This window comes from Mycobacteroides franklinii (assembly GCF_002013895.1).
Taxonomy (GTDB): Bacteria; Actinomycetota; Actinomycetes; order Mycobacteriales; family Mycobacteriaceae; genus Mycobacterium; species Mycobacterium franklinii.
On record NZ_MAFQ01000005.1, the window covers coordinates 233,036 to 259,168 of the forward strand.

Consider the following 26,133-nt stretch of genomic DNA (forward strand, 5'->3'; position numbering starts at 1 on the left):
TCAGATCCGACCCGGACGATTCATCGGATTCATGGGGCTGGCCGGGTTGGCTGGGTTGTTCGGGTTCAGCGGGCTGGCCGGGTTGGCTGGGTTGTTCGGGTTCAGCGGGCTGGCCGGGTTGGCCGGGTTGTTGGGATTCAGCGGGCTGGCTGGGTTCGCCGGATTCGACATGCTGTTCGGACCGTACGGACCAACGTTGCAGACCGCATTCGCGTTGCCGATGCAATCAGCGGGGTTGAACGGGTCGGGGTCTGCCGGATCCGCGCTCGCGAAAGGCGTGGCAAACATCGTCAACGCAGCGAATAGCGCGCCAGTGGCCATCGACTTGAGCATTTAGCCAGCCTAGCAAGCCCATTGGGCCCCTCTCGGGGAATCGACCAAGGCACTGGATAGGGGGTGGGCGTGCCCGTCCTTGCCCAAAACTAGAACATGTTCTAACGTCGAGCGAAGTGCCTGATCGGCGACCATTCATTGAGGAGCGCGATGCCTGATCCATTCGACCCGCTGCACGGGTCCATCAATTCCGGGCACCTGCTGGTTTCCGCCCTCAAGCGGAACGCGAACGCCCCCGCATTGGTGCTCGGCGACGTGACCCTCACCGGTGCGCAAATGGCCGATGAGATCAGCAAGTACATCCAGGCCTTCACCGCGCTGGTGCCCGAATCCCCGGAGGGGCAATCGGATGGGCAGGGCATGCTGGCGCTCAACCGTCCCGAGGTGCTGCTGGTGATCGGCGCCGGGCAGCTGCTCGGCACCCGCCGTACCGCCCTGCATCCGCTGGGCTCGCTCGACGATCACGCCTACGTGCTGGCCGATGCCAAGATCACCACGCTCGTCATCGACCCCACTCCACAGTTTGTCGAGCGGGCCGCGGCGCTGGTGGAGAAGGTGCCGACACTGACCCGCGTGCTCACGCTGGGACCGGTTCCGGCGGAGCTGGCGCAGGTCGGACATGACCTCGTCGCGGCGGCCGCGGGGTTCGAGGCCAGGCCGCTGGTGCCGATCAACCTGTCGCCGGATCACATCAACGGCCTCACCTATACGGGCGGGACGACCGGCAAACCCAAGGGTGTCATCGGCACCTCGCAGTCCATCCTCACCATGACGCAGATTCAGCTGGCCGAATGGGAATGGCCGGAGCGCCCCAAATTCCTTATGTGTACTCCGCTTTCGCATGCCGGCGCCGCCTTCTTCATGCCGACCCTGATGAAGGGCGGCTCGATGGTGGTGCTGCCGAAGTTCGACGCGGGCGCCGTGCTGGCCGCGATCGAAGAGCACAAGATCACCGCCACCATGTTGGTGCCGTCGATGATCTACGCCCTGCTGGATCACCCGGATTCGCACACCCGCGACCTGTCCTCGCTGCAGACCGTCTACTACGGCGCCTCGGCCATCAACCCTGTGCGGCTGGCTGAGGCCATCGAGCGGCTCGGGCCGATCTTCGCGCAGTACTTCGGCCAGTCCGAGGCACCCATGGTGATCAGTTACCTGGCCAAGGGCGACCACGATGCCAAGCGGCTCTCCAGCTGCGGGCGGCCTTCGGCGTTCCTGCGTGCCGCACTGCTCGACGAGAACGATCGGCCGGTCAAGCAGGGTGATCCGGGCGAGATCTGTGTGGCCGGACCGCTGGTGGCGGGCGGTTACTGGGGCCTGCCCGAGCAGACCGCCGACACCTTCAAGAACGGCTGGTTGCGCACCGGCGATATCGCACGCGAGGACGAGGACGGCTTCTGGTTCATCGTCGACCGCACCAAAGACATGATCGTCACCGGTGGCTTCAACGTCTTCCCACGTGAGGTGGAAGACGTTGTCGCAGAGCATCCCTCGGTGGCACAGGTCGGCGTCATCGGGGTGCCCGACGAGAAATGGGGCGAAGCGGTGACCGCGATCGTGGTGCTGCGTGCCGATGCCTCATCCGATGAGGCGGCGGTCTCCAAGATGACGTCCGAGATCCAGTCCGCGGTCAAGGAACGCAAGGGTTCGGTGCAGTCGCCCAAGCATGTAATCGTCGCCGACTCACTGCCGTTGACCGCACTCGGCAAGCTCGACAAGAAGGCTCTGCGCCAGAAGTACGCCTCGGTCTGAGTCCTTCGTTCAGGCCAGGAGCACTCGGGCACTGGTGTGGATGAATTCGCGTAGCCACGGCGCCGGCTCACCCTTGTCGGGGAGATGGCGGCGCACCGCGGCATAGGGCATGTCGATCAACGCGAACGTCACCTTGTCGATTGATTCGGCAGTGACTTCGCCGCACCGACGCTCGGTGTACTCGCGCAGCGCCTTTCGTACACGGGAATTCAACGAGGTGAGCTCGGCGGCCAGAGTGTCGGGCCAGTGCGCGACCAAATCGGCCTTTTCGTACTGCAACAGCAGCAGCGCCTCGTTGCGATGTGTCTTCGTCCATTCGAAGGCGTGGTCGATCGTCGCGGTGCGGGCGTCGTCGGGATCGGGTCGGCCCAGCGCCGCGAGTATCCCGTCTTGATAGCGCGCGATCGAGCGCAGCCAGAGCCGGGCCATGAGCTCATCGCGGCTGGAGAACCGGTGATAGATCGAGCCCGACGGGGCGCCGAGAGCCCGTCCGATGGCCGTGGCGGTGGCGGCCGATGGTCCGCCGGCGGCCATCAAGCCCAGCGCCGCGTCCAGAATGTCGTCCGCGGTGTACTGCGGCTTACGCCCCACGCTGTCGGACCATGCTCGTGCCCTGGGCGACAGCGACCAGCTTGGTGGTCCCGTCGTGGTCCTCGATGGAGATCTCGCAGCGGCCGAGGGCCTTGGTGCGGCCCGCGCTGACCAGGGAGGCATCGGCGAGAAGGCGCGCGCCATCGCGTGCCGGTGACACGTATTCGATGGTGTAGCCGCTGGTCACTATGTCGGCGCCGAGTCCGAGGCCGCATGCGTAGGTGATGGCGTTGTCGGCGAGATAGCTCAACACTCCGCCGTGGATGAATCCGCTCTGCTGGCGCAGCTCGTCCCGGATGTCGAGCGAGAGCTGGATTCCGGAGTCGTCGAGCCGGGTGATTGACGCCCCGAGGAGACGACTGAACGGCTGTGCATCGAGAACCTGTTGTGCCTGGTCAAGAGTGATCACAATATTAGAGAATAGCCGCTAATAACTGCATGGGCGAGCGTGCATATGATGTAAGGCGCAGCTGGTCTGCTGATGGTGGCCCGGGTTAATCCGGACCGGTGTCAGCATCGAGTGGCGGGCCCTTCGGGGTCTGGCATGAGAGGGAACCCGGTGAGAATCCGGGACTGTCCCGCAGCGGTATGCAGGAACGATCGCCGTCTTACGCACTGGGGTATGCACTCGGCCAATCACCGAGGAAGCCTGGGAAGCGACGGCCCGTAGGAAAACCTGAGCCCGGGTAATGCCTGCAAGTCCGAAGACCTGCCAGTTGTGTCGGATGCGCCGCATCCGGCGGATCATCGCCTCGCGGAATGGGCGTATGGCCGAATCGGTTTCAACCAGCACAATGCGTGCTGGTTACTCGGGCTCGGCTTGCTTGTCCTGGGCGGTGGCCACAACGCCGTAGACAGAGGACAGCATGACCACTCAACCATTGAAGGCAACCACGCTCGGTTCGGCGCGCATCGGCCCGCGCCGTGAGCTCAAACGGGCTACCGAAGGCTACTGGGCCGGCCGCACCAGTCGTGAAGAGCTGGAGAATGTCGCCGCCGGGCTTCGGCGCGACAACTGGACCGCCCTGGCGGCCGCCGGGCTCGACTCGGTTCCGGTGAACACTTTCTCGTACTACGACCAGGTGCTGGACACCGCGGTGCTGCTGGGCGCACTCCCGCCCCGTGTCGCCGGTATCGCCGACGATCTCGATCGGTACTTCGCCGCCGCACGGGGCAACGCCGAGGTGACGCCGCTGGAAATGACGAAGTGGTTCGACACCAACTACCACTACCTGGTGCCGGAGATCGGGCCGGACACGAAGTTCGAGCTCAACCCGGCCAAGTTGTTCGGCGAGCTGAAAGAGGCTCAGGCACTCGATATTCCGGCGCGTCCGGTCGTCGTTGGGCCGATCACCTTCCTTGCGCTGAGCAAGTCGGTCGACGGCGCCGGTGCGCCCATCGAACGTCTCGACGAGGTTGTGGCGTTGTACGAGCAGCTACTGGTGCAGCTTACCGAGGCCGGCGTCACCTGGGTTCAGATCGACGAGCCGGTCCTTGTTACCGACATCCTTCCGAATGGCCCCGAACTGGCCGAGCGGGTGTATGGCCGTCTCGGGACGGTGGCCGATCGCCCCGCGATCCTGGTGGCCACCTACTTCGGTGACTTGGGGGCGGCTCTGCCCGCGCTGGCCCGCACGCCCGTCGAGGCGATCGGTATCGACCTGGTCTACGGGTCCGCATCGGGTGTGGCGTCGGTGCCGGAGCTGTCCGGGAAGACGATTGTGGCCGGTGTCGTCGATGGTCGAAACATCTGGCGTACCAACCTCGAATCGGCGCTGGGTACCCTCGCGACCCTACTGGGCAGTGCGGCGGCCGTGGCAGTATCCACGTCCTGCTCCACACTGCATGTGCCCTACTCGCTGGAGCCGGAGACCGAACTCGACGACCAGCTGCGCAGCTGGCTTGCCTTCGCCGATGAAAAGGTCAAGGAAGTCGTGGTGCTGGCGCGGGCACTGGGCGGGGCGCGCGACGCCGCGGAGTTCGCGGCGTCGAATGCGGCCGTCGAATCTCGCAAGACGGACCCACGGCTGAACAATGGACAGATCCGTGAGCGGCTGGATTCAATTCTGGCGGAAGGTGTTTCGCGAGGAGATGCCGCAGATCGCCGCCGCAGCCAAGACGAGCGTTTAGGACTACCGGCTCTCCCCACCACGACCATCGGATCCTTCCCGCAGACCGTCGAGATCCGCAAGGCTCGCCAGGCCCTGACCAAGGGCGAGATCGACGACGCGGAGTACGTGCGGCAGATGCGCGCCGAGGTCGCCGATGTCATTGCGCTGCAGGAGAAGCTGGGCTTGGACGTGCTGGTGCACGGCGAGCCGGAACGTAACGACATGGTGCAGTACTTCGCCGAGCAGCTGGACGGCTTCTTCGCCACCCAGAACGGCTGGGTGCAGTCGTACGGCAGCCGTTGCGTTCGTCCGCCGATCCTGTACGGCGATGTGGCGCGGCAAAACCCGATGACCGTCGAGTGGGCCACCTACGCCCAGTCGCTGACCTCGAAGCATGTCAAGGGCATGCTGACCGGGCCGGTGACGATCCTTGCGTGGTCGTTCGTGCGTGATGATCAGTCCTTGGGAGACACCGCAAATCAGATCGCCCTGGCGATCCGGGACGAGACGGTCGACCTGCAGAACGCAGGCATCGCCATCATCCAGGTGGATGAGCCCGCACTGCGCGAACTGCTCCCGCTGCGTGATTCCGAGAAGCAGGCGTACCTGGATTGGGCCGTCGGTGCATTCCGTCTGTCCACCTCGGGTGTGTCCGATGCGACGCAGATCCACACGCACCTGTGCTACTCGGAGTTCGGTGAAGTGATCGGTGCGATCGCTGATCTGGATGCCGATGTCACCTCGATCGAGGCGGCACGTTCGCATATGGAGGTGCTCGACGATCTCAACGCGATCGGGTTCTCGAACAGCGTTGGACCGGGTGTCTACGACATCCACTCGCCGCGTGTTCCGTCGACCGAAGAGATGGCGGCATCGCTGCGTGAAGCGCTGAAGGCCGTTCCGGCTCAGCGCCTTTGGGTTAATCCCGACTGCGGCCTGAAGACCCGGAAGGTTGATGAGGTCACCTCGTCGCTGGCTAACCTGGTGGCCGCAGCGACCGAGGTGCGTGCGGGCGTCTAGTTCCCGACGAGCGCGCGAGCAGTCTCCTTCGCGGGGGACTGCTCGCGCGTGAATTTAATCGGTGTATAAACCATGAGCGAGACTAATCGGAGGTCCCCTGGTGTCCATGAATACCGTTGCGTTGGAGCTGGTGCCTCCGAACGTCGAGGGCGGCCTCGAGAGGGCAGCGGAAGAGCTGCGGAAGTTCCGCCAGTTCTCGGCGGAGTTCGGCATTGACGAGCGCATCGATCACGTCATGATCCCCTCGATGATCGTCGAAGACAGCGACCGGCCGCTGGAGATGAAGCCCAAGCTGGACGTCGTGGACTACTGGTCGATCATCCGGTCAGAGTTCCCCACCATGCGGGGGCTGTGCACGCAGGTCACGTCGTTCTCCGACGAGACGTCACTGCGCGGCCGGCTGACCGACCTGACCGGTGCCGGCATGGACGGCGTGATCTTCGTCGGGGTGCCACGCACCATGAGTGACGGCGACGGCGAGGGCATTCCGCCGACCGACGCTCTCTCGAAGTTCGACGACATCGTCGAGAATCGCGGAGCCATTTTGATCCCTACCCGAGCCGGGGAGCAGGGACGATTCTCGTTCAAATGCGATAAGGGCGCTACCTTCGCCATGACGCAGCTGCTGTACTCCGATGCGGTAGTCGGCTTCTTGCAAGAGTTCACGCGGACATCTGATCACCGGCCGGAGGTCTTGCTGTCGTTCGGCTTCGTTCCGAAGCTGGAAACCAAGGTGGGGCTCATCGATTGGTTGATCCAAGACCCCGGCAACGAGGCCGTCGCCCGCGAACAGGACTTCGTGAAGTCGCTGGCCGGCTGTGAACCCGATGCCCGACGGCCGCAGCTCGTGGACCTCTACAAACGAGTCATCGACGGCGTCGCCGAGCTCGGCTTCCCGTTGAGCGTGCACTTCGAAGCACCGTACGGACTTGCCCGGCCCGCCTTCGAGACGTTCGCGCAGATGCTCGGGTACTGGTCACCGGCGGCTGCCGCCTCCTGACGGAGGCGCGGTCGCTGGTAATTCCGTTGACCGCGCGGTGGGGCCGCTTGAGACTGATCGCATGGAACCCGTTGAATTGCAGACGGACCGGCTGGTGTTGCGAGCCGTCACCGCCGCCGACGAGACGGCGATTGTCGAAGCGTGCAATGACCCGGAGATCGCGTACTACCTGCCGCTACCGGTGCCGTACACCGGCGATGACGCGAGGAATTTCATCGCCAAGTCGGCGCAGGACTGGGTTGACGGCAATCGATACGGTTTCGGGTTCTTTGTCGCGGAAACCGGCGAGTTGGTCGGCACCTGTTCCCTCATGTCGGTTACGCCCGGCGTACTGGAGGTCGGATATTGGTCCACCTCAAGGTACCGGTGTAAGGGGCTGACCGCCGAAGCGGTTCGGCGACTGTGCCAGTGGGGGTTTGAGGCACTGGGCGCCCATCGCATCGAGTGGTGGGCCGTCGTCGGCAACGAGGGTTCACGGGCGGTCGCCGAGGCGGCCGGTTTCGAGATGGAAGGGCTGTTGCGCCGCCGTTCGTATCGGCGAGAGGAACCTGCCGACTGGTGGGTGGGCGGGCTACTGCCGCCGCTCGAGTGAGGGGTGTTGACGCTAAGCGCGATGATAGCTAACCTTACGCTCGGTACACCGGGTCCGGCGCCTTCGTGCTCCGTCCGTCTAACACCCGGTGCGTTACGTGATCAACAGAGTTCCTCGGAACGAATCTCTTGTCTACCTTGGTATTTCAAACTGGGAGTATCAGTGCTGCGGCAGGACTCCCGAAATAGGTCAGTCCGTCGATTGGCAGGTACAAGCCGCTCCTGAGCAGAACGGCTACTTACTTGCGGCGGCATCCGCCGTCATCTGGGACAAAGATCGCGCGATCATCAGGTTCCCGTACGGTTGCGCCGGTTGGGATCCTCAGTTCGGTGATCCTGCTCAGAGGCTGGTAACCCTGTGGGCCACATGGCATGAGAGTACGAGCTGGCCTCGTCTGGTCGGTGTCGTGGAAGAAGTGTACGACGTGTCAGCCGTGACGTTCCTGGACGAGTCCGGCTGCGTGCGTTGTCGGCCGTCGTCATTCCAATACAGGTCAGTGGAACTCGCGACGCGGTGGCCGGAAGAATCCTGGTGCGGAGAACCGGGGCCTCGTGTCATCTCGGGGTGCGTAGTGGGGCTGCGCGTGATGTCGGTGACGGAGCCAACCGACAGTGACGCGCAGGCATCGCCTCAACCATGACGAGTGTGCGGTTTGTGTCGAAAACCAGTGAGCTATCGACACGAACCGCACACTCGCGGGCTGATTCAGGAAGCCAGTGAGCGCTGCGGCTTCCCGGAGTAGTCGCTCAATGGACGGATCAGTGCGTTGGCCGCGGACTGTTCCATGATGTGGGCGGTCCATCCCGTGATCCGGCTCATCACGAAAATGGGTGTGAAGCTGGCGATGTCGAATCCCATGAGGTAGTAGGCCGGCCCGGTAGGGAAGTCCAGGTTAGGCTTGATACCGGTGGCCGCATTCATCTCGGCCTCCAGCACCTTGTAGATCTCCAACCATTTGCGGCCGTCGCGGACCCGAGCGACATCGGCGAGCGCGGCACGCATCGTGGGAACCCGGGAATCGCCGTTCTTGTACACCCGGTGACCGAAGCCCATGATCTTCTCTTTGCGAACACGCTTGCCCTGCAACCACTCCGAGGCCTTGGAGGCGTCGTCGATCTCGATCATGTCGTGCATTACGGCCTCGTTCGCGCCGCCGTGCAAGGAGCCCTTCAGCGCACCGATGGCCGCGGTGACCGCACTGTAGATATCCGACTGAGTCGAGGTGACCACCCGTGCGGCGAACGTCGATGCGTTGAAGCTGTGCTCGGCGTACAGGATCATGGACTGTTCGAACGCCGTGACGATGACCGGATCGGGCACCTCGCCGAAGCACATCCGTAAGAAGTTTGCCGAGTAGCCCAGATGGCTGTGTGGCTGAATCGGGTCCAGCCCGCGACGGCGGCGCATATCAGCCGCGACGATCGTCGGCAACACCGCGAACATGCGAAGCGACTTGGCGTAGTTGGCATCCGGTGAGCTGTCGTCCTCCGAAGGATCCTCGGCACCCAGGAAACTGATGGCGGTGCGCACGACGTCCATGGGGTGACAGGTCTCCGGCAGTTTGGACAGCAGCGCCATCAGTGAGCGGTCCACGCGACGCTGCGCGCGTTCGCGTTGATTGAAGAGCGCGAGCTCGCCGTCACTCGGCAGCTCGCCATGCCACAGCAGGTAGGCGACCTGCTCGAAGCTGCAGTTGGCCGCGAGCTCCTGCACCGGATAACCCCGGTAGGTCAGCGAGTTTGTTTCCGGCACGACCTTGGAGATGGCGGTGGTGTCCACCACCACGCCGGCGAGTCCCTTGTGAATGGTTGAAGGAGTTGTCGCTGTGCTCATTTAGACTCTCCATTGAGACTGAAGTTGAAGATCTCGGTGTCGAACTGGTTGTATTCGGAGTACCGGAGCAGCTCGTAGAGACGACTGCGGTGCTGCATCTGGTCCAGCAGCCCCGACTGTGTTCCGGCCGTATCGATTTCACGCAGCCCCTGCTCGACCGCGAACATCGCCAGGCGCAGGGTCGTGACCGGATAGATGACGACGTTGTATCCGACCTCACGTAGTTGCCCGGTCGTCACGAGGTCGGACTTCCCGAACTCGGTCATGTTGGCGAGCAGCGGAACATCCACCGCGGCACGGAACTTCTCGAACTCGTCGATAGTGCTAAGTGCCTCGGTGAAGATGAGATCTGCGCCCGCGTCGGCGTAGGCCTTGGCGCGGTCGATGGCCGCGGGCAACCCCTCGATGCCCGCGGCATCGGTGCGGGCGCAGATCACGAAATCGGGGTCGCGCCGGGCCGAAACCGCCGCGCGCAGCCGCCGCACCATCTCGGCGGTCTCCACGACTGCCTTACCGTCAAGATGCCCGCAGCGCTTCGGATTTACCTGATCCTCGAAGTGGCATCCGGACAGTCCGGCATCTTCGAGGACGGTCACCGTGCGGGCCGCGCTCATCGGCTCGCCGAAGCCGGTGTCGGCGTCGATGAGTGTGGGCAGATCGCTGACCGTGGCGATTTGACGGCCGCGGGCCGACACTTCGGTGAGCGTCGTCAGACCGATATCGGGAAGCCCGAGGTCGGCGGAGAGTACCGCTCCCGAGACGTAGATACCCTCGAAGCCGATCTCTTGAATCAGCTTGGCCACCAACGGTGAGAAGGCGCCGGGGAAGCGAAGCAGCTCACCGGAGGACAAGCCCGCCCGGAACGCGGCACGCTTGGTGGCCGCGTCCGTGGCGGAGGCAAGAAGTGAACTCACTGGAAAATCCCGTCCGGGGTCGTCGGTGCCTTGTCCAGAACCACGGCGTCCACCAGTGGGTTGAGCTCGCTGAGCGATCCGGGCTTGAGATTGGCCAGCCCCTGTGCCGCCGACAGGAATCGCTCCTGCTCTTGCGGCTCGATGACGCCGTCGGAGAGCACCGTGAACTTGTTGATGTAGTTGTCGCGGGCAAAGGGACGGGCCCCCAGCGGGTGCGCGTCGGCGATCGCCAGTTCGTCGGTGATCACCTCACCGTTCTTGAGGGTGACGACGGCCTTACAGCCGAACGCCTTCTCGTCGGGGTTGCTCGAGTGGTAGCGCCGGGTCCACTCGGGGTCTTCGACCGTGCTGATCTTGTTCCACAGCTCGATGGTCTCGGGACGGTGCGCGCGTTCCGGGGCATACGAACGCTCGTGGTGCCAGGTGCCGTCCTCCAGCGCGACGGCGAAGATGTACATCACCGAGTGATCGAGTGTCTCGCGTGAGGCGTCGGGATCGAACTTCTGCGGGTCACCCGAGCCGGTACCGATCACCACGTGGGTGTGGTGGCTGGTGTGCAGCACGATGGTCGCGATCTGCGACAGGTCGCCGATGCGGTCACGGAGCCTGCGGGCCAAGTCGATGGGTGCCTGGCTCTGGTACTCGGCGGAGTGTTCCTTGGTGTAGCTGTCCAGGATGGCGCGCTTCTCCTCGCCGGGACCGGGCAGCGGCACCTCGTAGACCTTCTTGGGACCACCGAGTAGCCAGGCGATGACGCCGTCCTCGCCTTCCCAGATGGGGGAGGGCGCACCCTCGCCGCGCATCGCGCGGTCGACGGCTTCGATTGCGACCTTGCCGGCCCATGCCGGGGCGTATGCCTTCCAGCTGGAGATGAGCCCCTTGCGGGACTGCCGGGTCGCGGTGGTGAGATGCAGCGCCTGCCCGATGGCCTGGTAGATCGTCTCGGTGTCGAGCTTCAGCATGGTGCCCAAACCGGCGGCCGCGGAGGGGCCCAGGTGTGCGACGTGGTCAATCTTGTGTTCATGCAGGCAGATTCCGCGGGTCAAGTTGATCTGCGTCTCGTAGGCCGTGGCCAGGCCGCGAATCAGGTCGTTGCCGCCGATGCCGAGCTGCTGCGCGACGGCCACCAGTGGGGGAATGTTGTCGCCGGGGTGGGAGTAGTCGGCGGCCAGGAAGGTGTCGTGGAAGTCGAGCTCACGCACCGCGACGCCGTTGGCCCAGGCGGCCCACTCTGCGGAATACCCACCACCAATGCCGAAGACGTTGGCGCCGGTCGATACCGCATGTGCCTGAGCCTGGCGGCGCGCCACGGTAACGGGACGACGGATGACGGAGGCGGCGCTGACGGCGGCGTTGTCGATGACCCGGTTGATCACCATGGCCTCGGTATCAGCGGAGACGGCGACGGGGTCGGCTGCGACCTCGGCGATCTTCCAGGCGAGGTGTTGGTCGCGGGGGAATTCGTCGGCGCTGCGGCGGGTGCGTACGGAGTGAACGTGCATGATCCGCACATTACGCACGGTTTTGAATGATCAAAAGACCATGTAAATGCGTATTTCTGTATCCTTAGTTCGCACATCTTGCAAACATTGCGAATGTGTGTGGAGTTATCCTGGCGCTATGTCCAGACCGTTCGCCGGAGTGCGGTTGCGGAGGTTGCGCGAGGAGCGTGGCCTGACGCAAGCGGCGCTCGCACGTGTCCTGGACCTCTCGACGAGCTACGTCAATCAGCTGGAGAACGACGCCCGCCCGGTGACGGTTGCGGTTCTGCTGCGGCTGACCGAGCGCTTCGATCTGTCGCCGCACTATTTCTCGCCGGACTCCGATGCCCGGCTCGTGGCGGATCTTGGCGAGATATTCACCGAGGCGGCGGTCGGTGAGGTCAGCGACCTGCAGCTCGAAGAGCTGGTGGCGCGCATGCCGTCGGTGGGGCAGACCCTGGTCGGCATGCACCGCAGGCTGCGGGATGCCACTGCGGAGCTGGAGAGCTATCGGGCCACCGAGAATGCCGCAACAATCGGCGACTCGATACGGGAGCCTATGCGCCCCATGCCCTTTGAAGAGGTACGCGACTTCTTCTATGACCACAAGAACTATCTGGGCGAACTCGATACCGCCGCGGAAGACCTATTCGAGCACTACGGGCTGCATATCGGCGGGCTCGATATCCAGCTGGCGACGGTCTTGAAACAAGATCACAGCATCGCCGTCGCGGTTGATAAGGGTGGGGCGCTGTCGGATTCGTCGAAACGTCGATTCGATGGGGACGCCGGGGTGTTGCGCATCGCGCATTGGCTTACGCCCGGCCAGCGTGCGTTCCAAATGGCTACGCAGCTCGCATTGCTGACCCAGACCGAGGCCATGGCGGCGATCCTCTCGGGTGCCGAGCAGCTGAGTCCCGAGGCCATCGGCGTGGCCCGCATCGGGCTGGCCAACTACTTCGCCGGTGCATTTCTGTTGCCGTACAAGCAATTCCATCATTCTGCCGAGGCCAGCCGGTATGACGTCGACATTCTGGCCCGGCAGTTCGAGGTCGGGCACGAGACGGTGTGCCACCGGCTGTCCACCCTGCAACGTCCCTCCATGCGGGGGGTCCCGTTCATCCTGGTGCGCACCGATCGCGCCGGGAACATTTCGAAACGTCAATCCGCCACGGCATTTCACTTCTCCAGGGTGGGCGGAAACTGCCCACTGTGGGTGGTGCACGAAGCGTTCTCGAGTCCTGGGCAGTTTGTCACCCAGGTGGCCGAGATGCCCGATGGCCGTACCTACTTCTGGGTCGCGCGCACGAGCAGTACCTCCACGGGCGGGTTCCTCAGCACCCCAAAATCATTCGCGATCGGTTTGGGTTGCGATATCGCCCACGCACATCGGCTGGTCTACTCGACGGGAATCGCGATCGACGACCCGTCGACCGCGGTACCGATCGGCCCGGGCTGCAAGGTGTGTGTGCGTGAATCGTGTGCCCAGCGAGCCTTTCCCTACATCGGTCGCAGTGTTCACGTCGACGAGGACGCCAGCAGCCGCCTGCCTTACACCTGATGGGTGTGCCGCAAGATCGTCGGCGCGGCAACGATCAACGCGACCAGCTGGATGACGCCGACGACGGCGACGAGCATGGGGATCGATACGCCGTACAGGTAGCCGGTCAGCGCACCACCGATGGCGGTCGCCGTGCCGAGCACGGCCGCGTACACGCCGTATGCGGTGGCGCGTCGCGGAGCCGGTACCAGATCGGCGACCACCGCACGCAGGGTCGATTCCTGGATACCCACGGCCGCGCCCCACAGCAGTGCACCCAGGACTATGCCCAGTGGGGAATCGGTGAATGCCAACATCGGCACGGCTGCTCCGACAAGGGGAAGAGCCACGAGCGATTTCGGTCCGACACGGTCGTACGCCCATCCGGATATCAGGGCGGCGATCGCATCGGCGGCCATGGCAGCGGCGTACACAATCGGTACCGCCGCCACCGACAGGACCCCACGCTCCACCATGTGGAAGGACAACACCCCGAAGGTCGCGAACCCGATCATGGTGATCGCGGTGAAACCGGCATACAGCCAAAAGGGAAGTGGGAGCGCAAGCTTTCGGGCCGGGGTGGTTGCGCCGTCGGTGTGGCCAGCGTCTTCGTATCGCTCGGGGTGCGGTACCCGTCGGCGCAGCCAGAACAGCAGGACAAGTGTCGCGACTCCGGGGATGGCCAACACGGCGAACGTGGGCAGATAGTTCACGTGGGTGAGAGCGAGCATGCCCGCGACGAGGAGCGGGCCGGTGATGGCGCCCACCTGGTCCATGGCCTCATGTACCGCGAATCCCTTGCCGCGGCCGGTAACTGAGGTGGCATGTGACAGCAAGGTGTCCTTGGCCGGGCTGCGTACCGCCTTGCCGACACGTTCGGCGATCACCAATGTGGCGGTCACCCACAGCACGCTGGACACACCGAGGAACGGCACGGTGATCACTGTCAGTGCATAACCGGCGATGGTCCACGTCCAGAACATCCGGGTGCGGTCGGTGAGCGGACCCGACACCAGACGCAGTGCGAGTGCCGCTGCCTCCCCGATTCCGGTCACCACGCCGACGACGAGCGCGCTAGCCCCGAGCGATGCCAAGAGTGGTCCGGTGATGGAGCGCGCGCCCTCATAGACGATATCGGCGAGCATGCTGATGACGCCGAAGGTGGTGACGAATCGCCAAGCTGAAAAACGTTGTGGCACAGCCGGTGAATTTAGCCGATCCATTGCTTGACCTGCTCGGCGATCCAGGCCCCGTCGTCGAGGGGAATGTCGTGACCGGCGCTGGGATGCGTCGCGATGGGGGCGCCGTGCGTGTCGGCGATGGTGCGTGATGCGGCGGAGCTGACGATCCGGTCGTGTGTGGAGGTCAGCACCAGCAGCGGGGTGTCGATGTGCGTGGGCATCGAGAAGGTGATGGCGGCCCAAATCTGACGGGCGATGCTGGCGCTCGACGGACGCTGGGTCTGTAAGTAGCCCGCCCAGCGTCGGGAGAGTACGTCGAGATCGAGATCGGGATTGTTGGCCGACTGTGCCAGGATCGCGCGCTCACGTGGCGCGTCGGCACGGAATCGTCCGAGCAGCAGGTTGGGTATCGATGACGGCAGGAATCGCTGCCACACCGGCGTCGAGGCGGTGCTCGAATTGATGATGACGGCGCGCTCGAAATCCTCTGGGTAGCGAGAACACCAATCGAGTCCGATCATGCCGCCGAGGGATATGGCGAGTAGTGACCACTTTTCGTCGCGGCGGTCGAGGCGTGAGCGGATGTCGTCCGTGATCGCCGAGATAGATGTCGGAGAGATGCGGTTGAACTCGGTACCGAATCCGGGCGCGTCGAGACATTCCACCGGTATCCCAAGGGATTCGGCGAAAATCTGAGGGAATTGTTCCCAGTGGCGCTTCTCGCGGCTCAGGCCGCGCAGCAGCAGCCACCGTGTCATCGCTTGATGCCCACAGTGAGGCGGTCGAACTCCACGAAGGGAAGGGTGAAGGGATGATGTACTGGTCGCTGCACGGCGACCTCGAACCCCGCGTCTTCGAACATCTGGCGCATCTCGGCCTTGGACGGCACGCTCGCGGGCACGCGGTCACCGAATACCCGGCGCAGGATGGGCGCCGACGTGCGGTCCGGTGTGAACGTCGTGATCGCCGTGAACCCGCCGGGGGCCAGCACGCGATGGAACTCGGCGAGTGCGGCGGGCTGGTCAAAGAAATGGAAGGCCGACGTCGAGACCACGGCGTCCAGCGAGCCGTCGTCGAAAGGCAGCTTCTCGGCCGGCGCGAATTGCCAGTCGACCAGCGACGAACGCACTTTTGCCTGGGCGAGCATCCCTGCAGACATGTCGACCCCGTGCACCTGCTCGGGTTCGAGTTCCTGTTGAATCCGCGTCGCCAGAATGCCGGTACCGCAAGCGATATCCACAATCCGCTGGGATTGGTGCTGACGCAGCTGGGCAATCATCTCGTCCTGCGCGGGGCGATACACCCATTGTTGTAGCGGCGCCCAGTCGTACGCTCTGGCGGCGCGACCCCAGAACCGCGTCACCTGGTCGTTGAAGGCGCGCCGTGGGACGGGGGATGGGCCGTTCGAGTGAAGGCCATCAGCAGTCGTCATGGGCACAAGGTACGCCAGCAACATGGGGGTCGCCAGGTGGGTGCATTCACTCTGCGGTGATGGTGACCCGGTCCGGGTAGAACGCCAGATGGCGGGCGATCTGGGCGAGTGCCGGGAACGGGTCCTCATACGTCCAGACGGCGTCTTCGACCGTTCCGTCGGGCGTGCGCACCGAGTAGTAGGAGGCCTCGCCCTTGTACGGGCAGTAGGTATGGGTATCGGTGCGCTGCAGCACCTCCCAATTCGCCGCGTCCGGCGGGAGGTAGTACACCGGCGGGTAGTTGGACTCCTGCAGCCGCAGGGCGTTGGTGGAGTCGGCGACAGAGACGTCGCCCGCGGTGACGACGACGTGTGTGCCCGAGGACGCGATGTCGATCGGATGGTCCGGGCCGGGAACCAAATGCGGCCTATCGAGGGTGGACATGTTTCCGAGGGTAGGCGCTTTCCGCACACGGGCGACGGAGCCGTAGAAGATGGCTAGGCTTCCCTGGCTCCGCGGTGTCGAACGGCTGTACCGCTTCAGTTTCTAGCCGACACCCGGCCCCAGGGCGCTAGGGTCTGCGACATGGCTGCTGACGTTGATCGCACTGACCCCGACGAGCTGTTCGGTATCGACGCGCTGCTCAGCGATGAGGAGCGCGCCATCCGTGACAGCGTGCGTGCACTGGTTCAGGCGCGTGTGGTGCCGAACGTGCAGCGCTGGTACGAGCACGGTGACCTGCCGGTGCGCAAACTTGCGTTGGAGCTGGGCAAGATCGGTGTGCTCGGCATGCACCTGCAGGGTTACGGATGTTCCGGAACATCCTCTCTTGCATATGGATTGGCGTGCATGGAGCTGGAAGCCGGAGACTCGGGGATCCGTTCGCTGGTGAGCGTGCAGGGGTCGTTGGCGATGTACGCCATCTACGCCTACGGGAGCGACGCGCAGAAACAGAAGTGGCTGCCGCGGATGGCGACCGGCGAGGAGCTGGGATGCTTCGGGCTGACCGAGCCGGACTTCGGGTCCAACCCCGGCGGCATGCGCACCCATGCCCGGCGTGACGGCAATGACTGGATTCTCAACGGCACCAAGATGTGGATCACCAACGGGTCCATCGCCGATGTCGCCGTCATCTGGGCGCAGACCGACGAGGGCGTCCGCGGCTTCCTGGTCTCGACCGATTCGGCGGGATTCGACGCCCAGACCATCCACTCCAAGATGTCGCTGCGTGCGTCGGTGACTGCCGAACTCAGTCTCGTCGATGTACGGGTGCCGGAGAAGAACCGGCTGCCGCTGGCGATCGGGCTCAAGGCCCCGCTGTCATGCCTTAACGAGGCGCGCTTCGGCATCATCTTTGGCTCCATGGGAGCGGCCCGTGAATGTCTGCGTACCGCACTGGAATACGCGCTTACCCGGGAGCAATTCGATCGCCCGATCGCGGGCTTTCAGCTGACCCAGGAGAAGCTGGCTAATATGACGCTCGAGTACGGCAAGGGATTGCTGCTGGCGTTGCATCTGGGCCGTCGTAAGGACACCGGCACGCTGGTCACCCCGCAAGTCAGCCTGGGCAAGCTCAACAATGTGCGCGAGGCCATCGAGATCGCCCGAACGGCCCGGACAATCCTTGGTGCTAACGGCATTTCGGGCGAGTACCCGGTGATGCGACATGCCAACAACCTGGAATCGGTGCTGACCTACGAGGGCACCAGCGAGATGCACACGCTGGTGATCGGCCAGGCCCTGACCGGGATCGCGGCGTTCCGGTAGTCACTCACCCGAACGCCGACACGCCGCCTGGCTGCGGAATCGTGCGATACGAATCCGCCGCCAGACGGCGTGTCAAGGAAGAGAAGTGGTTCAGTACTTGCCGAGGGCGATCGCCACGTTGTGGCCACCGAACCCGAACGAGTTGTTGACCGCGTACTTGTAGTCGCCCTTGCGGGGCTCCTTGCTGACGATGTCGAGATCGATCTCCGGATCCGGCGTCTCATAGTTGAGGGTGGGCGGAATGATGCCCTCCTGCAACGACTTCACCGTGATGATGGCCTCGACAGCACCGACCGCGCCGACGGAGTGCCCGAGGGCACCCTTGGGGGCATAGACCGCGGCGTGCTGCAGGCCGGACTTGTGGATGGCCCTGCCCTCGGCGACGTCACCGACACTGGTGGCAGTGGCGTGCGCGTTGACGTGGTCGATGTCCTTGGCGTCGAGCCCGGCGGTCTCCAGAGCCCGGTTCATGGCCTTGGCGGCGCCGATACCGTCCGGATGCGGTGCCACCACGTGGTATCCGTCCGAGGTGATACCCGCACCGAGAAGCCGTGCGTAGATCCGCGCGCCGCGCGCCTTGGCGTGCTCCTCGGTCTCGATGACCATGAGCGCGCCACCCTCGCCGAACACGAAGCCGGTGCGGTTCTTGTCGAACGGCCGCGATGCCCCCGCAGGGTTGTCGTTGTCGGTGGACATCACGATGCGCATATTGGCGAATGCGGCGATGGGTGCGGCCTCGATGGCGGCCTCGATACCACCGCAGATGGCGATATCGGCATCGCCGTAAGCGATCTGACGCCAGGCGTGCGCGATGCCCTCGTTACCGGAGGCACACGCCGACACCGGGGTGATGACACCACCGCGCGCCTTGCGTTCCAGCCCGATGACGGCGGCCGGACCGTTGGGCATGAACATCTGAACCGTAAGGGGCGAAACGGCTTTCGTGCCCCTGGCGCGCATCTCGTCGTAGGCCTCGACCAACTTCTCGCCGCCACCCAGCCCGGTGCCCACGGAAACCGTCAGGCGCTCCAGATCGATGTCCTCGGGAGCCCCCGCGTCTTCCCAGACCTGACGGCCCAGGATCGCCGCCAGGCGCTGAACATAGGACAGGCGGCGAAGCTCGATCTTCGTCATGTCCTTGTCGAAGTCGCGGACCTTGAGGTGTCCGCCGATCTTCACCGGGAGGTCGTACTGAGCGACGAAATCGTCGTCGAGTACGCGAATGCCGCTCTCGCCGGCGAGTAGCCCCTTCCAGGTGCCCTCGACGTCGGGTGCGATTGACGTCGTCATGGCCATGCCGGTCACGACGATGTTCGGAAAGCCGCCATTTGCGGTAGATGGTTTGGTCACTGTCGACATCCCCCCATGGACATGTACGTGGCACGCACGTTCTATCCCCTTTCGAACTCTGCTCTGAGCTATCTGCTAGCCCGAATTTTAGTGAGTTGTCTGCTAGCGAACTCCGTCCGGGTAGGTTGCCAGGCGGATTCGCTCATGAACCCTATGCGAAATTTGTGGAGGAACTGCACAAATTGGCCAAGTGTGTCCTGATGGTTGACGTTCTTGTGCGATGGGTAACAAAGATGACGGGCAAATGAATGAAGGGTTGAGTTACCTGGGCTCCACCTGGGCGAATGTGACCTGTTGCACAATGCCCGCCACGGATGCAGATCGGTAGCATTGCTCACTATTGGGTCTAGTTTGCCTAGAGAGGACCGAAATGCGCGTCGATGGGGACACCTGGGACATCACCTCCAGCGTGGGGGCAACCGCCCTCGGCGTGGCGGCCGCACGGGCCACCGAGACGCTGCGGGCCGACCCGCTCATCAGCGATCCCTTCGCCCGGATACTCGTCGAGGCGACCGGTAAGGCGACGGGCTGGGAGCGCTTTGTCGCCGGCGATATCGACTGGCCCGACCCGGAGGCCGGCCGGATCTACGGCCGGATGGTCGACTACCAGGCCACGCGCACCCACTTCTTCGACGCCTACTTCCTGGCGGCGGCCGCGGCCGGTGTCCGGCAGATCGTGATCCTCGCGTCGGGCCTGGACTCACGCGCGTACCGGCTCGACTGGCCGGCCGGCACCACCGTCTACGAGATCGACCAGCCCCAAGTTCTGGAGTTCAAGGCCGCCGCCCTTGCCGCCCATCAGCCGACGGCTCAGCGGCGGGGCGTGGCCGTCGATCTGCGCGCGGACTGGCCTGCCGTGCTGCGCGCGGCCGGGTTCGATTCCACACAGCCCACGGCATGGCTTGCCGAGGGCCTGCTGCCGTATCTGCCCGCCGATGCCCAGGACAGCCTCTTCATCAACATCGGTGCGTTGAGCGCGCCGGGAAGTCGTATCGCCGTGGAGGGGTACGACGGGAAGCTGATCCTGGACGAGAGCGAGGAGGAGGCAGCGCGCCGGGAACAGGTGCGCGCCGCCTTCATCGGCCGGCCGGTGCCCGAGGATATCCAGCAGGGAACGTTCCGTGGCCAGCTGATCCAGGGAGAGCTTCGGTGACCGATACGACCACCGCACGGTCCGATGACGACAGTTGGGACATCGCCAGCAGCGTGGGTGCCACCGCGGTGATGGTGGCGGCCGCGCGGGCGGCCGAAACCCGCAGTGAGACGCCGCTCATCAAGGATCCCTTCGCGCAGCTCCTCGTGGAGCGCGCCGGGTCCGGCGCCTGGTCGGTGATCGCGAGCGACGGGCTGCGAGAGCAGCTGGCCGAGCTCGACCCGGAGGCCGAGCGCATCATGCAATACGCGGTGGATTACCAGGCGGTCCGCACCAGATTCTTCGACGGTTTTTTTGAGCGGGCATCGCGTGCGGGAATCACCCAGGTGGTGATTCTGGCCGCCGGGCTCGATTCTCGTGCGTATCGACTGGACTGGCCAGTGGGTACCACCGTCTACGAGATCGACCAGCCGCTGGTGCTGCAGTACAAGCGGCAAACACTCGATGAGCACGACGTGCGTTCCGCTTGTCTGCGCCGGGAGGTGCCCGTCGACCTTCGGCAGGACTGGCCGGCCGCATTGCAAGAAGAGGGATTTGACGTCGCGAAGCCGACGGCGTGGCTGGCCGAAGGCCTGCTGATGTATCTGCCGACCGAGGCGCAAGACCGCCTCTTCGAGCTGATCGTGGACCAGAGCGCGCCGGGTAGCAGGATCGCCGTGGAAGCCGTCGGGCCTGACAACGACAAGCGCCAAGAGTTCCGCAGCAAGATGCGCGAACACTTCGACCGGGCTCGCAAGCTGGCCGGGATGGATGGCGAGTCGCTCGATGTCGGATCGCTGATGTACCACGACGAGAACCGCACCGATGTCCCCCAATGGCTCGCCGGCCGTGGCTGGACTGTTCGGGCGATACCCGCGGAAGTCGAGATGGCGGACGCGGGTCGACGGGCCTACGTTGAAGAGGATCTACGCGGGAACACCTTGATCGAGGCCGAACTCAAGGGCTGACGGAGCACTGCCCCCAGGGGTGCGGGGTTCTCAGGTCCCAACTGGTTGGTTACCATCGGTGATACAGCTCACTTAGCTGATATCGCGAGTCCGTGTGCACGTGTGTGACCTGCGGAGATGCGCTCACTATGAGCCTGCCATCGAGAGGAACGGATATGACCACCGAGATCTCTACGCCCGCCGACCAGCACGCTGCGGCCGAGCCCTCACGCATTCCGGGGATCGTTCGGGGCCTGCGGGAGACGTTCGCGACAGGCCGGACACGCGACTACCACTGGCGCAAAGCGCAGCTCGTCGGTTTGGAGCGGCTCTTCTCCGAGAACGAAGCCGCCATCGCGACCGCCCTGCACGAGGATTTGGGCCGTTCGTCGGCCGAGGCCTGGATCGCCGACGTTGTCGGTTCGGTCGTAGAGGTCGTCTACGCGCGTAAGAACCTGCGCCGCTGGATGCGACGCAAGCGCGTGCGCGGTCTTCCGCTGGCGCAGCAGCCGGCGAAGGCGTGGTCGGTACCCGAGCCGTACGGCACGGTGCTGGTCATCGGTGCGTGGAACTTCCCGCTGTACCTCACGCTCGGGCCGGTGGTCGGCGCGCTGGCGGCGGGCAACACGGTGGCCATCAAGCCATCGGAGATCGCGCCGGCCTCATCGGCATTGATGGCCAAGCTCATTCCGCAGTACCTGGACCCGCATGCGGTGGTCGTCGTGGAGGGCGACGGTTCGGTCACCCAGGAACTGCTGGCCCAAGGTTTCGACAAGGCGCTGTTCACCGGCGGTACCGAGATCGGCAAGCGCATCTTGGAAGGTGCTGCGGCGCATCTGACTCCGGTCGCGCTGGAGCTCGGCGGCAAGTCGCCGGTGTACGTAGCCGCCGATGCCAACATCGAGGTGGCGGCCCGCCGCATCGGATACATGAAGGGGCTCAACTCCGGTCAGGTATGTCTGGCCCCCGACTACGTCCTCGTCGATCCCGCAGTGCGCGACGAGCTGGTGGAGAAGATCACGGCAGCGTGGGCAGAGTTCCAGGCCGACAAGGAATCCAAGGGACTGCGGGTGGTCAACCAGCGCCAGTTTGATCGTCTGGTCGGGTACCTGGCGGCGACCGAAGGAGAGGTCGCGGCGGGCGGCGGCTCCGACGCATCGGCGCTCACCATCGAGCCGACGATCGTGGTCGACCCGAGCGCGGACGAGCCGCTCATGCAGAACGAGATCTTCGGGCCGATCCTGCCGGTGCTGACCGCCGACTCGCTGGACGACGCCATTGACTTCATCAACTCGCGGCCAAAGCCGTTGGCGGCCTATGCCTTCACCGAGTCCAAGAAGACGGGTAACCGGTTTATCGACGATGTTCCCGCGGGCGGCACCGTGATCAACCACCTGCTGTATCACGCCGTCATCCCGAACTTGCCGTTCGGTGGCGTCGGTGCCAGCGGCATGGGTGCCTACCACGGTAAGGCGGGCTTCGACGAGTTCAGCCACCTCAAGTCGACTCTGTACAAGAGCACCAAGATGGATCTCAAGCTTCCCTACCCTCCGTATCTGGAGAAGAACCTGAAGCTGATGAAAAAGCTTATGTAACAAAGCTTTTAGTTTCACTCAACCCAATGAAGTGTCAAGTGAATAGGAGTTCTGCATGCCGGGAGTGCAAGACCGGGTAATTGTCGTGACCGGAGCCGGAGGGGGACTGGGCCGCGAGTACGCGCTCACCCTCGCTGGCGAGGGCGCTCAGGTCGTCGTCAACGACTTGGGCGGTGCCCGGGACGGATCGGGCGCGGGGTCTGCGATGGCGGACGGCGTGGTCGACGAGATCAAGGCGGCCGGTGGCCGGGCGGTCGCCAACTATGACAGCGTCGCCACCGAAGAAGGTGCGGCCAACATCGTGAAGACCACACTCGACGAGTTCGGGGCCATTCACGGTGTGGTGAGCAATGCAGGCATCCTGCGGGACGGCACGTTCCACAAGATGACCTACGACAATTGGCATGCGGTGCAACAGGTTCACCTGTACGGCGGATACAACATCACCCGCGCGGCGTGGCCGCATTTCCGCGAGCAGGGCTACGGCCGGATCGTGGTCGCCACCTCGACCAGTGGTCTGTTCGGCAACTTCGGTCAGGCCAACTACGGCGCGGCCAAGCTCGGCCTCGTCGGCCTCATCAACACCCTCGCGCTGGAGGGGGCCAAGTACAACATTCACTCCAACGCGATCGCTCCGATCGCCGCCACCCGCATGACCGCCGACATCGCCTCCGAAGCAGTGCTGGAACAACTGCCGCCGTCCTTCGTGGCGCCGGTCGTCGGATACCTGTGCACGGAGGAAAGCGCCGACAACGGTTCGGTTTTCGTGGTGGGCGGCGGCAAGGTGCAGCGCGTGGCGCTCTTTGAGAACGCCGGTGCCACCTTCGCCTCTCCGCCGACGGTCGACGAGGTCGCCGCGCGCTGGGGTGAGATCGAGGATCTCTCCACCGTCACCAAAGCCGGCCCCCCGTCGCTCGCATGAAAGCGATACAGGCGCAGTCGTTATCAGGCCCGGAAGGCCTGGTGTACACCGATGTGGAAACACCGGGAGCCGGACCTAACGTCGTCATCGTCGACGTCAAGGCCGCGGGGGTCTGCTTCCCCGACTATTTGATGACCAAGGGCGAATACCAGCTGAAGATGGAGCCACCCTTCGTTCCGGGGATCGAGACCGCCGGCGTGGTGCGCTCGGCTCCCGAGGGCGCCGCGGTGAAACCCGGTGACCGGGTGATGGCCTTCAATTTCATTGGCGGATACGCCGAACGCGTTGCAGTGGGGCCTTCCAATGTGCTTCCTACGCCTCCCGAGCTGGATGATGCGGAGGCCGTGGCGCTCATCGCCAACTACCACACGATGTACTTCGCCTATGCCCGCCGCGGACACTTGCGTGCCGGCGAGACGGTGCTGGTGCTGGGTGCTGCCGGTGGCATCGGTACCGCGGCGATCCAGATTGCCAAGGGCATGGGCGCGAGGGTCATCGCCGTGGTCAACCGGACGGCCGCAACGGAATTCGTGTACAGCGTGGGTGCTGATGTCGTGTTGCCGCTGGAAGAAGGCTGGGCCAAGGCCGTACGCGAGGCCACCGGCGGCGTGGGTGTCGACATGGTGGTCGACCCGATCGGTGGCCCGGCATTCGACGACGCGGTGCGCACGTTGGCCCCCGAAGGGCGCTTGCTGGTCGTCGGATTCGCCGCCGGTGGGATACCGACCATCAAGGTGAATCGGTTGCTGCTGCGCAATGCGTCGTTGGTCGGTGTGGCCTGGGGCGAGTTCTTGCGCACGCACGCTGACTATCTGTACGAGACCCAGGCGGGGCTGGCCAAGCTCGTTACGGAGGGCATGCGCCCGCCCATAAGCGCGCGTATCCCGCTGTCGGAAGGCCGTCAGGCGTTGCAGGACTTCGCCGACGGGAAGGTGTACGGGAAGATGGTGTTGGTGCCGTAATGACCAAGATCTTCAATGGAATTGACGAAATCACCACCGGCGATCTGGGCACCAGCGATTGGCTGCTGGTTGACCAGGAGCGCGTCAACACCTTCGCCGACGCCACCGGTGATCACCAGTGGATTCACGTCGACCCCGAACGAGCCGCCGACGGTCCGTTCGGGGGCACCATTGCGCACGGACTGCTGACGTTGTCGCTGCTCCCGCACTTTCAGTTCGAGCTGATTCGTGTCGACAACATCGCCATGGGAATCAACTACGGCTACAACAAGGTTCGATTCATCAATCCGGTGAAGGTCGGATCGAGGTTGCGAGCGCGTGCCGAGGTGACCAATATCGAACAGAAGCCCGGCTCGGTGGACGTGACGATCGTGACCACCGTCGAGATCGAAGGTGCCGACAAGCCAGCCTGTGTGGCCGAATCGATTTCGCGCTACATCGCCTGACGCTCACGGAACGGATCAGAGGTCCGGGGCGAGGTGTTCGAGGTGTTCTACGCGTAACTCGCCCTTCGGGACGAAAGACAGCACGGTTTCGGGGCCTGATACCCATTCTCGCTCAACGGAATCGTGACCTGCCGGTTTGTCGTCCATTGTCAAGAAGTTGGACACCCCACATAGCGGGGTGTCGAAAATCTCACCGTGATCTACGACGATGTGTAGATCACGTCAGTCAGGTGTTATGTTACTGCTCAGTTCGGGCCCTGCTTTCTCTGTGACCAGCGAAGATAGTGGGCCCGAGAGGTTCGGGACGAGAGGGCATCACGTGGGTCAGCCAGCACGCGGACGTGTTGCCCTTGGGTATTCGGCGTGTTGGATCGTGAGCGCACGATGACCACATTCGAGGGGACAAGCCCGGTACGGCCCACCACACCGTCTCGTGACGCGGTTTCCGGAGCCCTTAAAGAGTACGTACGCAAGCACCCCGTGCAGGCGGTGGAAACCGCGGGCAGCCAGATCGTCCTCGGTGTGCGGGCGATGCAGTACATGTTCTCGGACATCGTCCACCGCGCCTTCCCGTGGCGGGAATTCATCCATCAGGGCGCGTTCATGGCCGGCAGCGCTGTGGTGCCGACACTGCTGGTGGCCATCCCGATCGGTGTCACCCTGTCCATACAGTTTGCTCTGTTGGCGGGCCAGGTCGGAGCCGCCTCACTGGCAGGCGCCGCAAGTGGTGTCGCGATCGTGCGTCAGGGTGCCTCGCTGGTGGCTGCCGTGCTGATGGCCTCCGCGGTCGGTTCGGCCATCACCGCCGACCTGGGCTCACGAACCATGCGTGAAGAGATCGATGCCATGGAAGTGATGGGTGTGTCGGTGATTCGACGCCTCGTCGTCCCGCGCGTCGCCGCCGCTGTACTGGTCGGTGTCGGTCTCACGGGTACAACGTGCTTCGTCGGCTTCCTCGCGAGTTATCTGTTCAACGTCTACTTCCAGCACGGCGCGCCCGGAAGCTTCGTGGCGACCTTCGCCTCGTTCACTCGAGTCGACGACCTGGTGCTGGCGCTGCTCAAGGCGATCCTCTATGGACTCATCGTCGCGATCGTCGCCTGCGATAAGGGGCTGACCACCAAGGGCGGTCCGGCCGGTGTGGCCAACTCGGTCAACGCCGCGGTCGTCGAGTCGATTCTGGTGCTCATGCTGATCAACGTGCTCGTCAGCCAGGTGTACGTCATGGTCTTCCCCAGGCACGGGATATAAG

The 26,133-nt window shown here is 64.2% G+C and carries 24 protein-coding genes, 1 pseudogene and 1 riboswitch; of the genes and pseudogenes, 14 read left to right on the plus strand and 11 right to left on the minus strand.

Annotated features, from left to right (window positions below; all coding sequences use genetic code 11):
* A complete protein-coding gene (locus B4393_RS08035) occupies positions 1-333 on the minus strand; it encodes a hypothetical protein (protein ID WP_078333676.1) in 333 nt (110 codons plus the stop codon).
* Between the two features lie 150 nt (positions 334-483).
* Between B4393_RS08035 and fadD8 the strand changes: the two genes are divergently transcribed.
* Complete coding sequence (gene fadD8, locus B4393_RS08040) at positions 484-2,085, plus strand: fatty-acid--CoA ligase FadD8 (protein WP_078333677.1); 1,602 nt, start codon at positions 484-486, stop codon at positions 2,083-2,085.
* Positions 2,086-2,094: 9 nt separating this feature from the next.
* On the opposite strand, the gene B4393_RS08045 is transcribed toward fadD8, so the two are convergent.
* Both B4393_RS08045 and B4393_RS08050 read right to left on the minus strand, forming a co-directional pair.
* On the minus strand, positions 2,095-2,676 hold the full coding sequence (locus B4393_RS08045; protein ID WP_078333678.1) for a TetR/AcrR family transcriptional regulator: 582 nt from the start codon (positions 2,674-2,676) through the stop codon (positions 2,095-2,097).
* Complete coding sequence (locus B4393_RS08050; protein WP_070937908.1) at positions 2,666-3,085, minus strand: PaaI family thioesterase; 420 nt, start codon at positions 3,083-3,085, stop codon at positions 2,666-2,668. Before B4393_RS08050 ends, B4393_RS08045 begins: the two co-directional genes overlap by 11 nt.
* 95 nt (positions 3,086-3,180) lie before the next feature.
* A riboswitch (cobalamin riboswitch) is annotated at positions 3,181-3,407 on the plus strand.
* 135 nt (positions 3,408-3,542) lie between these two features.
* Here B4393_RS08050 and metE point away from each other — a divergent pair.
* The 4 genes and pseudogenes from metE to B4393_RS08070 form a co-directional block, all read left to right on the plus strand.
* The gene (gene metE / locus B4393_RS08055; protein ID WP_078333679.1) at positions 3,543-5,807 is read left to right on the plus strand and encodes a 5-methyltetrahydropteroyltriglutamate--homocysteine S-methyltransferase; all 2,265 of its coding nucleotides are present in this window, start codon (positions 3,543-3,545) and stop codon (positions 5,805-5,807) included.
* A gap of 100 nt (positions 5,808-5,907) precedes the next feature.
* On the plus strand, positions 5,908-6,807 hold the full coding sequence (locus tag B4393_RS08060) for a mycobacterial-type methylenetetrahydrofolate reductase (protein ID WP_078333680.1): 900 nt from the start codon (positions 5,908-5,910) through the stop codon (positions 6,805-6,807).
* Positions 6,808-6,868: 61 nt separating this feature from the next.
* Positions 6,869-7,399: a GNAT family N-acetyltransferase gene (locus tag B4393_RS08065; RefSeq protein ID WP_078333681.1), complete on the plus strand. Its 531-nt coding sequence runs from the start codon at positions 6,869-6,871 to the stop codon at positions 7,397-7,399.
* 88 nt (positions 7,400-7,487) lie between these two features.
* Positions 7,488-8,024 (plus strand): annotated as a pseudogene (locus tag B4393_RS08070) (DUF6578 domain-containing protein); the annotation flags it as partial.
* 80 nt (positions 8,025-8,104) lie between these two features.
* Here B4393_RS08070 and B4393_RS08075 read toward each other — a convergent pair.
* The 3 genes from B4393_RS08075 to prpD are packed head-to-tail and all read right to left on the minus strand — an operon-like array spanning position 8,105 to position 11,648.
* A complete protein-coding gene (locus B4393_RS08075) occupies positions 8,105-9,232 on the minus strand; it encodes a bifunctional 2-methylcitrate synthase/citrate synthase (protein WP_078333682.1) in 1,128 nt (375 codons plus the stop codon).
* Positions 9,229-10,146, minus strand: coding sequence for a methylisocitrate lyase (gene prpB, locus B4393_RS08080; protein ID WP_078333683.1), 918 nt, complete (start codon positions 10,144-10,146; stop codon positions 9,229-9,231). The genes B4393_RS08075 and prpB overlap by 4 nt, the downstream gene beginning before the upstream one ends.
* Positions 10,143-11,648 (minus strand): 2-methylcitrate dehydratase PrpD, encoded by a 1,506-nt coding sequence (gene prpD, locus B4393_RS08085; protein ID WP_078333970.1) that lies wholly within the window; start codon positions 11,646-11,648, stop codon positions 10,143-10,145. Before prpD ends, prpB begins: the two co-directional genes overlap by 4 nt.
* A 118-nt stretch (positions 11,649-11,766) precedes the next feature.
* Here prpD and B4393_RS08090 point away from each other — a divergent pair, with 118 nt between their 5' ends.
* Entirely contained in the window at positions 11,767-13,188 is a 1,422-nt protein-coding gene (locus B4393_RS08090; protein WP_078333684.1) for a short-chain fatty acyl-CoA regulator family protein, read from the plus strand.
* Here B4393_RS08090 and B4393_RS08095 read toward each other — a convergent pair.
* Genes B4393_RS08095 through B4393_RS08110 form a run of 4 tightly spaced genes read right to left on the minus strand, consistent with a single transcriptional unit; the run spans position 13,179 to position 16,204 of the window.
* On the minus strand, positions 13,179-14,390 hold the full coding sequence (locus B4393_RS08095; RefSeq protein WP_078333685.1) for an MFS transporter: 1,212 nt from the start codon (positions 14,388-14,390) through the stop codon (positions 13,179-13,181). The genes B4393_RS08090 and B4393_RS08095 overlap by 10 nt on opposite strands.
* A complete protein-coding gene (locus B4393_RS08100; RefSeq protein ID WP_078333686.1) occupies positions 14,378-15,106 on the minus strand; it encodes an alpha/beta fold hydrolase in 729 nt (242 codons plus the stop codon). The genes B4393_RS08095 and B4393_RS08100 overlap by 13 nt, the downstream gene beginning before the upstream one ends.
* Positions 15,103-15,780: a class I SAM-dependent methyltransferase gene (locus tag B4393_RS08105; RefSeq protein WP_078333971.1), complete on the minus strand. Its 678-nt coding sequence runs from the start codon at positions 15,778-15,780 to the stop codon at positions 15,103-15,105. Before B4393_RS08105 ends, B4393_RS08100 begins: the two co-directional genes overlap by 4 nt.
* Before the next feature lie 46 nt (positions 15,781-15,826).
* Complete coding sequence (locus tag B4393_RS08110; RefSeq protein WP_078333687.1) at positions 15,827-16,204, minus strand: DUF427 domain-containing protein; 378 nt, start codon at positions 16,202-16,204, stop codon at positions 15,827-15,829.
* Between the two features lie 141 nt (positions 16,205-16,345).
* On the opposite strand from B4393_RS08110, the gene B4393_RS08115 reads away from it, so the two are divergent.
* The gene (locus tag B4393_RS08115) at positions 16,346-17,527 is read left to right on the plus strand and encodes an acyl-CoA dehydrogenase family protein (protein ID WP_078333688.1); all 1,182 of its coding nucleotides are present in this window, start codon (positions 16,346-16,348) and stop codon (positions 17,525-17,527) included.
* Positions 17,528-17,617: 90 nt separating this feature from the next.
* Here the strand turns inward: B4393_RS08115 and B4393_RS08120 are convergent, their stop codons facing one another.
* A complete protein-coding gene (locus B4393_RS08120; RefSeq protein ID WP_070937920.1) occupies positions 17,618-18,877 on the minus strand; it encodes a KasA/KasB family beta-ketoacyl-ACP synthase in 1,260 nt (419 codons plus the stop codon).
* A 370-nt stretch (positions 18,878-19,247) separates the two neighbouring features.
* Between B4393_RS08120 and B4393_RS08125 the strand changes: the two genes are divergently transcribed.
* The 7 genes from B4393_RS08125 to B4393_RS08155 all read left to right on the plus strand — a co-directional run bounded on the left by B4393_RS08125 (position 19,248) and on the right by B4393_RS08155 (position 26,132).
* Positions 19,248-20,030, plus strand: a complete 783-nt coding sequence (locus tag B4393_RS08125) for an SAM-dependent methyltransferase (RefSeq protein WP_078333689.1) — start codon at positions 19,248-19,250, stop codon at positions 20,028-20,030.
* Entirely contained in the window at positions 20,027-20,977 is a 951-nt protein-coding gene (locus B4393_RS08130) for an SAM-dependent methyltransferase (RefSeq protein ID WP_078333690.1), read from the plus strand. Before B4393_RS08125 ends, B4393_RS08130 begins: the two co-directional genes overlap by 4 nt.
* Before the next feature lie 155 nt (positions 20,978-21,132).
* Positions 21,133-22,551 (plus strand): aldehyde dehydrogenase family protein, encoded by a 1,419-nt coding sequence (locus B4393_RS08135; RefSeq protein ID WP_078333691.1) that lies wholly within the window; start codon positions 21,133-21,135, stop codon positions 22,549-22,551.
* 55 nt (positions 22,552-22,606) lie between these two features.
* Positions 22,607-23,473 carry an SDR family oxidoreductase gene (locus tag B4393_RS08140; RefSeq protein WP_078333692.1) on the plus strand — a complete coding sequence of 289 codons (867 nt, stop codon included), beginning with the start codon at positions 22,607-22,609 and terminating at the stop codon, positions 23,471-23,473.
* Positions 23,470-24,435: an NADPH:quinone oxidoreductase family protein gene (locus B4393_RS08145; protein WP_078333693.1), complete on the plus strand. Its 966-nt coding sequence runs from the start codon at positions 23,470-23,472 to the stop codon at positions 24,433-24,435. The genes B4393_RS08140 and B4393_RS08145 overlap by 4 nt, the downstream gene beginning before the upstream one ends.
* Positions 24,435-24,881 (plus strand): MaoC family dehydratase, encoded by a 447-nt coding sequence (locus B4393_RS08150; RefSeq protein ID WP_078281032.1) that lies wholly within the window; start codon positions 24,435-24,437, stop codon positions 24,879-24,881. Before B4393_RS08145 ends, B4393_RS08150 begins: the two co-directional genes overlap by 1 nt.
* Before the next feature lie 384 nt (positions 24,882-25,265).
* Complete coding sequence (locus B4393_RS08155) at positions 25,266-26,132, plus strand: MlaE family ABC transporter permease (RefSeq protein ID WP_078333972.1); 867 nt, start codon at positions 25,266-25,268, stop codon at positions 26,130-26,132.
* Position 26,133: the final 1 nt, after the last annotated feature.

Bases quoted from the DNA above. Each gene is read 5' to 3' on its own strand.
- B4393_RS08095 (WP_078333685.1), bottom strand. From the start codon at position 14,390: ATGGATCGGCTAAATTCACCGGCTGTGCCACAACGTTTTTCAGCTTGG.
- B4393_RS08150 (WP_078281032.1), top strand. From the start codon at position 24,435: ATGACCAAGATCTTCAATGGAATTGACGAAATCACCACCGGCGATCTG.
- B4393_RS08035 (WP_078333676.1), bottom strand. From the start codon at position 333: ATGCTCAAGTCGATGGCCACTGGCGCGCTATTCGCTGCGTTGACGATG.
- B4393_RS08115 (WP_078333688.1), top strand. From the start codon at position 16,346: ATGGCTGCTGACGTTGATCGCACTGACCCCGACGAGCTGTTCGGTATC.
- B4393_RS08090 (WP_078333684.1), top strand. From the start codon at position 11,767: ATGTCCAGACCGTTCGCCGGAGTGCGGTTGCGGAGGTTGCGCGAGGAG.
- B4393_RS08105 (WP_078333971.1), bottom strand. From the start codon at position 15,780: ATGACGACTGCTGATGGCCTTCACTCGAACGGCCCATCCCCCGTCCCA.
- B4393_RS08155 (WP_078333972.1), top strand. From the start codon at position 25,266: ATGACCACATTCGAGGGGACAAGCCCGGTACGGCCCACCACACCGTCT.
- B4393_RS08145 (WP_078333693.1), top strand. From the start codon at position 23,470: ATGAAAGCGATACAGGCGCAGTCGTTATCAGGCCCGGAAGGCCTGGTG.
- prpD (WP_078333970.1), bottom strand. From the start codon at position 11,648: ATGCACGTTCACTCCGTACGCACCCGCCGCAGCGCCGACGAATTCCCC.
- B4393_RS08110 (WP_078333687.1), bottom strand. From the start codon at position 16,204: ATGTCCACCCTCGATAGGCCGCATTTGGTTCCCGGCCCGGACCATCCG.
- fadD8 (WP_078333677.1), top strand. From the start codon at position 484: ATGCCTGATCCATTCGACCCGCTGCACGGGTCCATCAATTCCGGGCAC.
- B4393_RS08065 (WP_078333681.1), top strand. From the start codon at position 6,869: ATGGAACCCGTTGAATTGCAGACGGACCGGCTGGTGTTGCGAGCCGTC.
- B4393_RS08135 (WP_078333691.1), top strand. From the start codon at position 21,133: ATGACCACCGAGATCTCTACGCCCGCCGACCAGCACGCTGCGGCCGAG.
- B4393_RS08075 (WP_078333682.1), bottom strand. From the start codon at position 9,232: ATGAGCACAGCGACAACTCCTTCAACCATTCACAAGGGACTCGCCGGC.
- B4393_RS08125 (WP_078333689.1), top strand. From the start codon at position 19,248: ATGCGCGTCGATGGGGACACCTGGGACATCACCTCCAGCGTGGGGGCA.
- B4393_RS08140 (WP_078333692.1), top strand. From the start codon at position 22,607: ATGCCGGGAGTGCAAGACCGGGTAATTGTCGTGACCGGAGCCGGAGGG.
- metE (WP_078333679.1), top strand. From the start codon at position 3,543: ATGACCACTCAACCATTGAAGGCAACCACGCTCGGTTCGGCGCGCATC.
- B4393_RS08100 (WP_078333686.1), bottom strand. From the start codon at position 15,106: ATGACACGGTGGCTGCTGCTGCGCGGCCTGAGCCGCGAGAAGCGCCAC.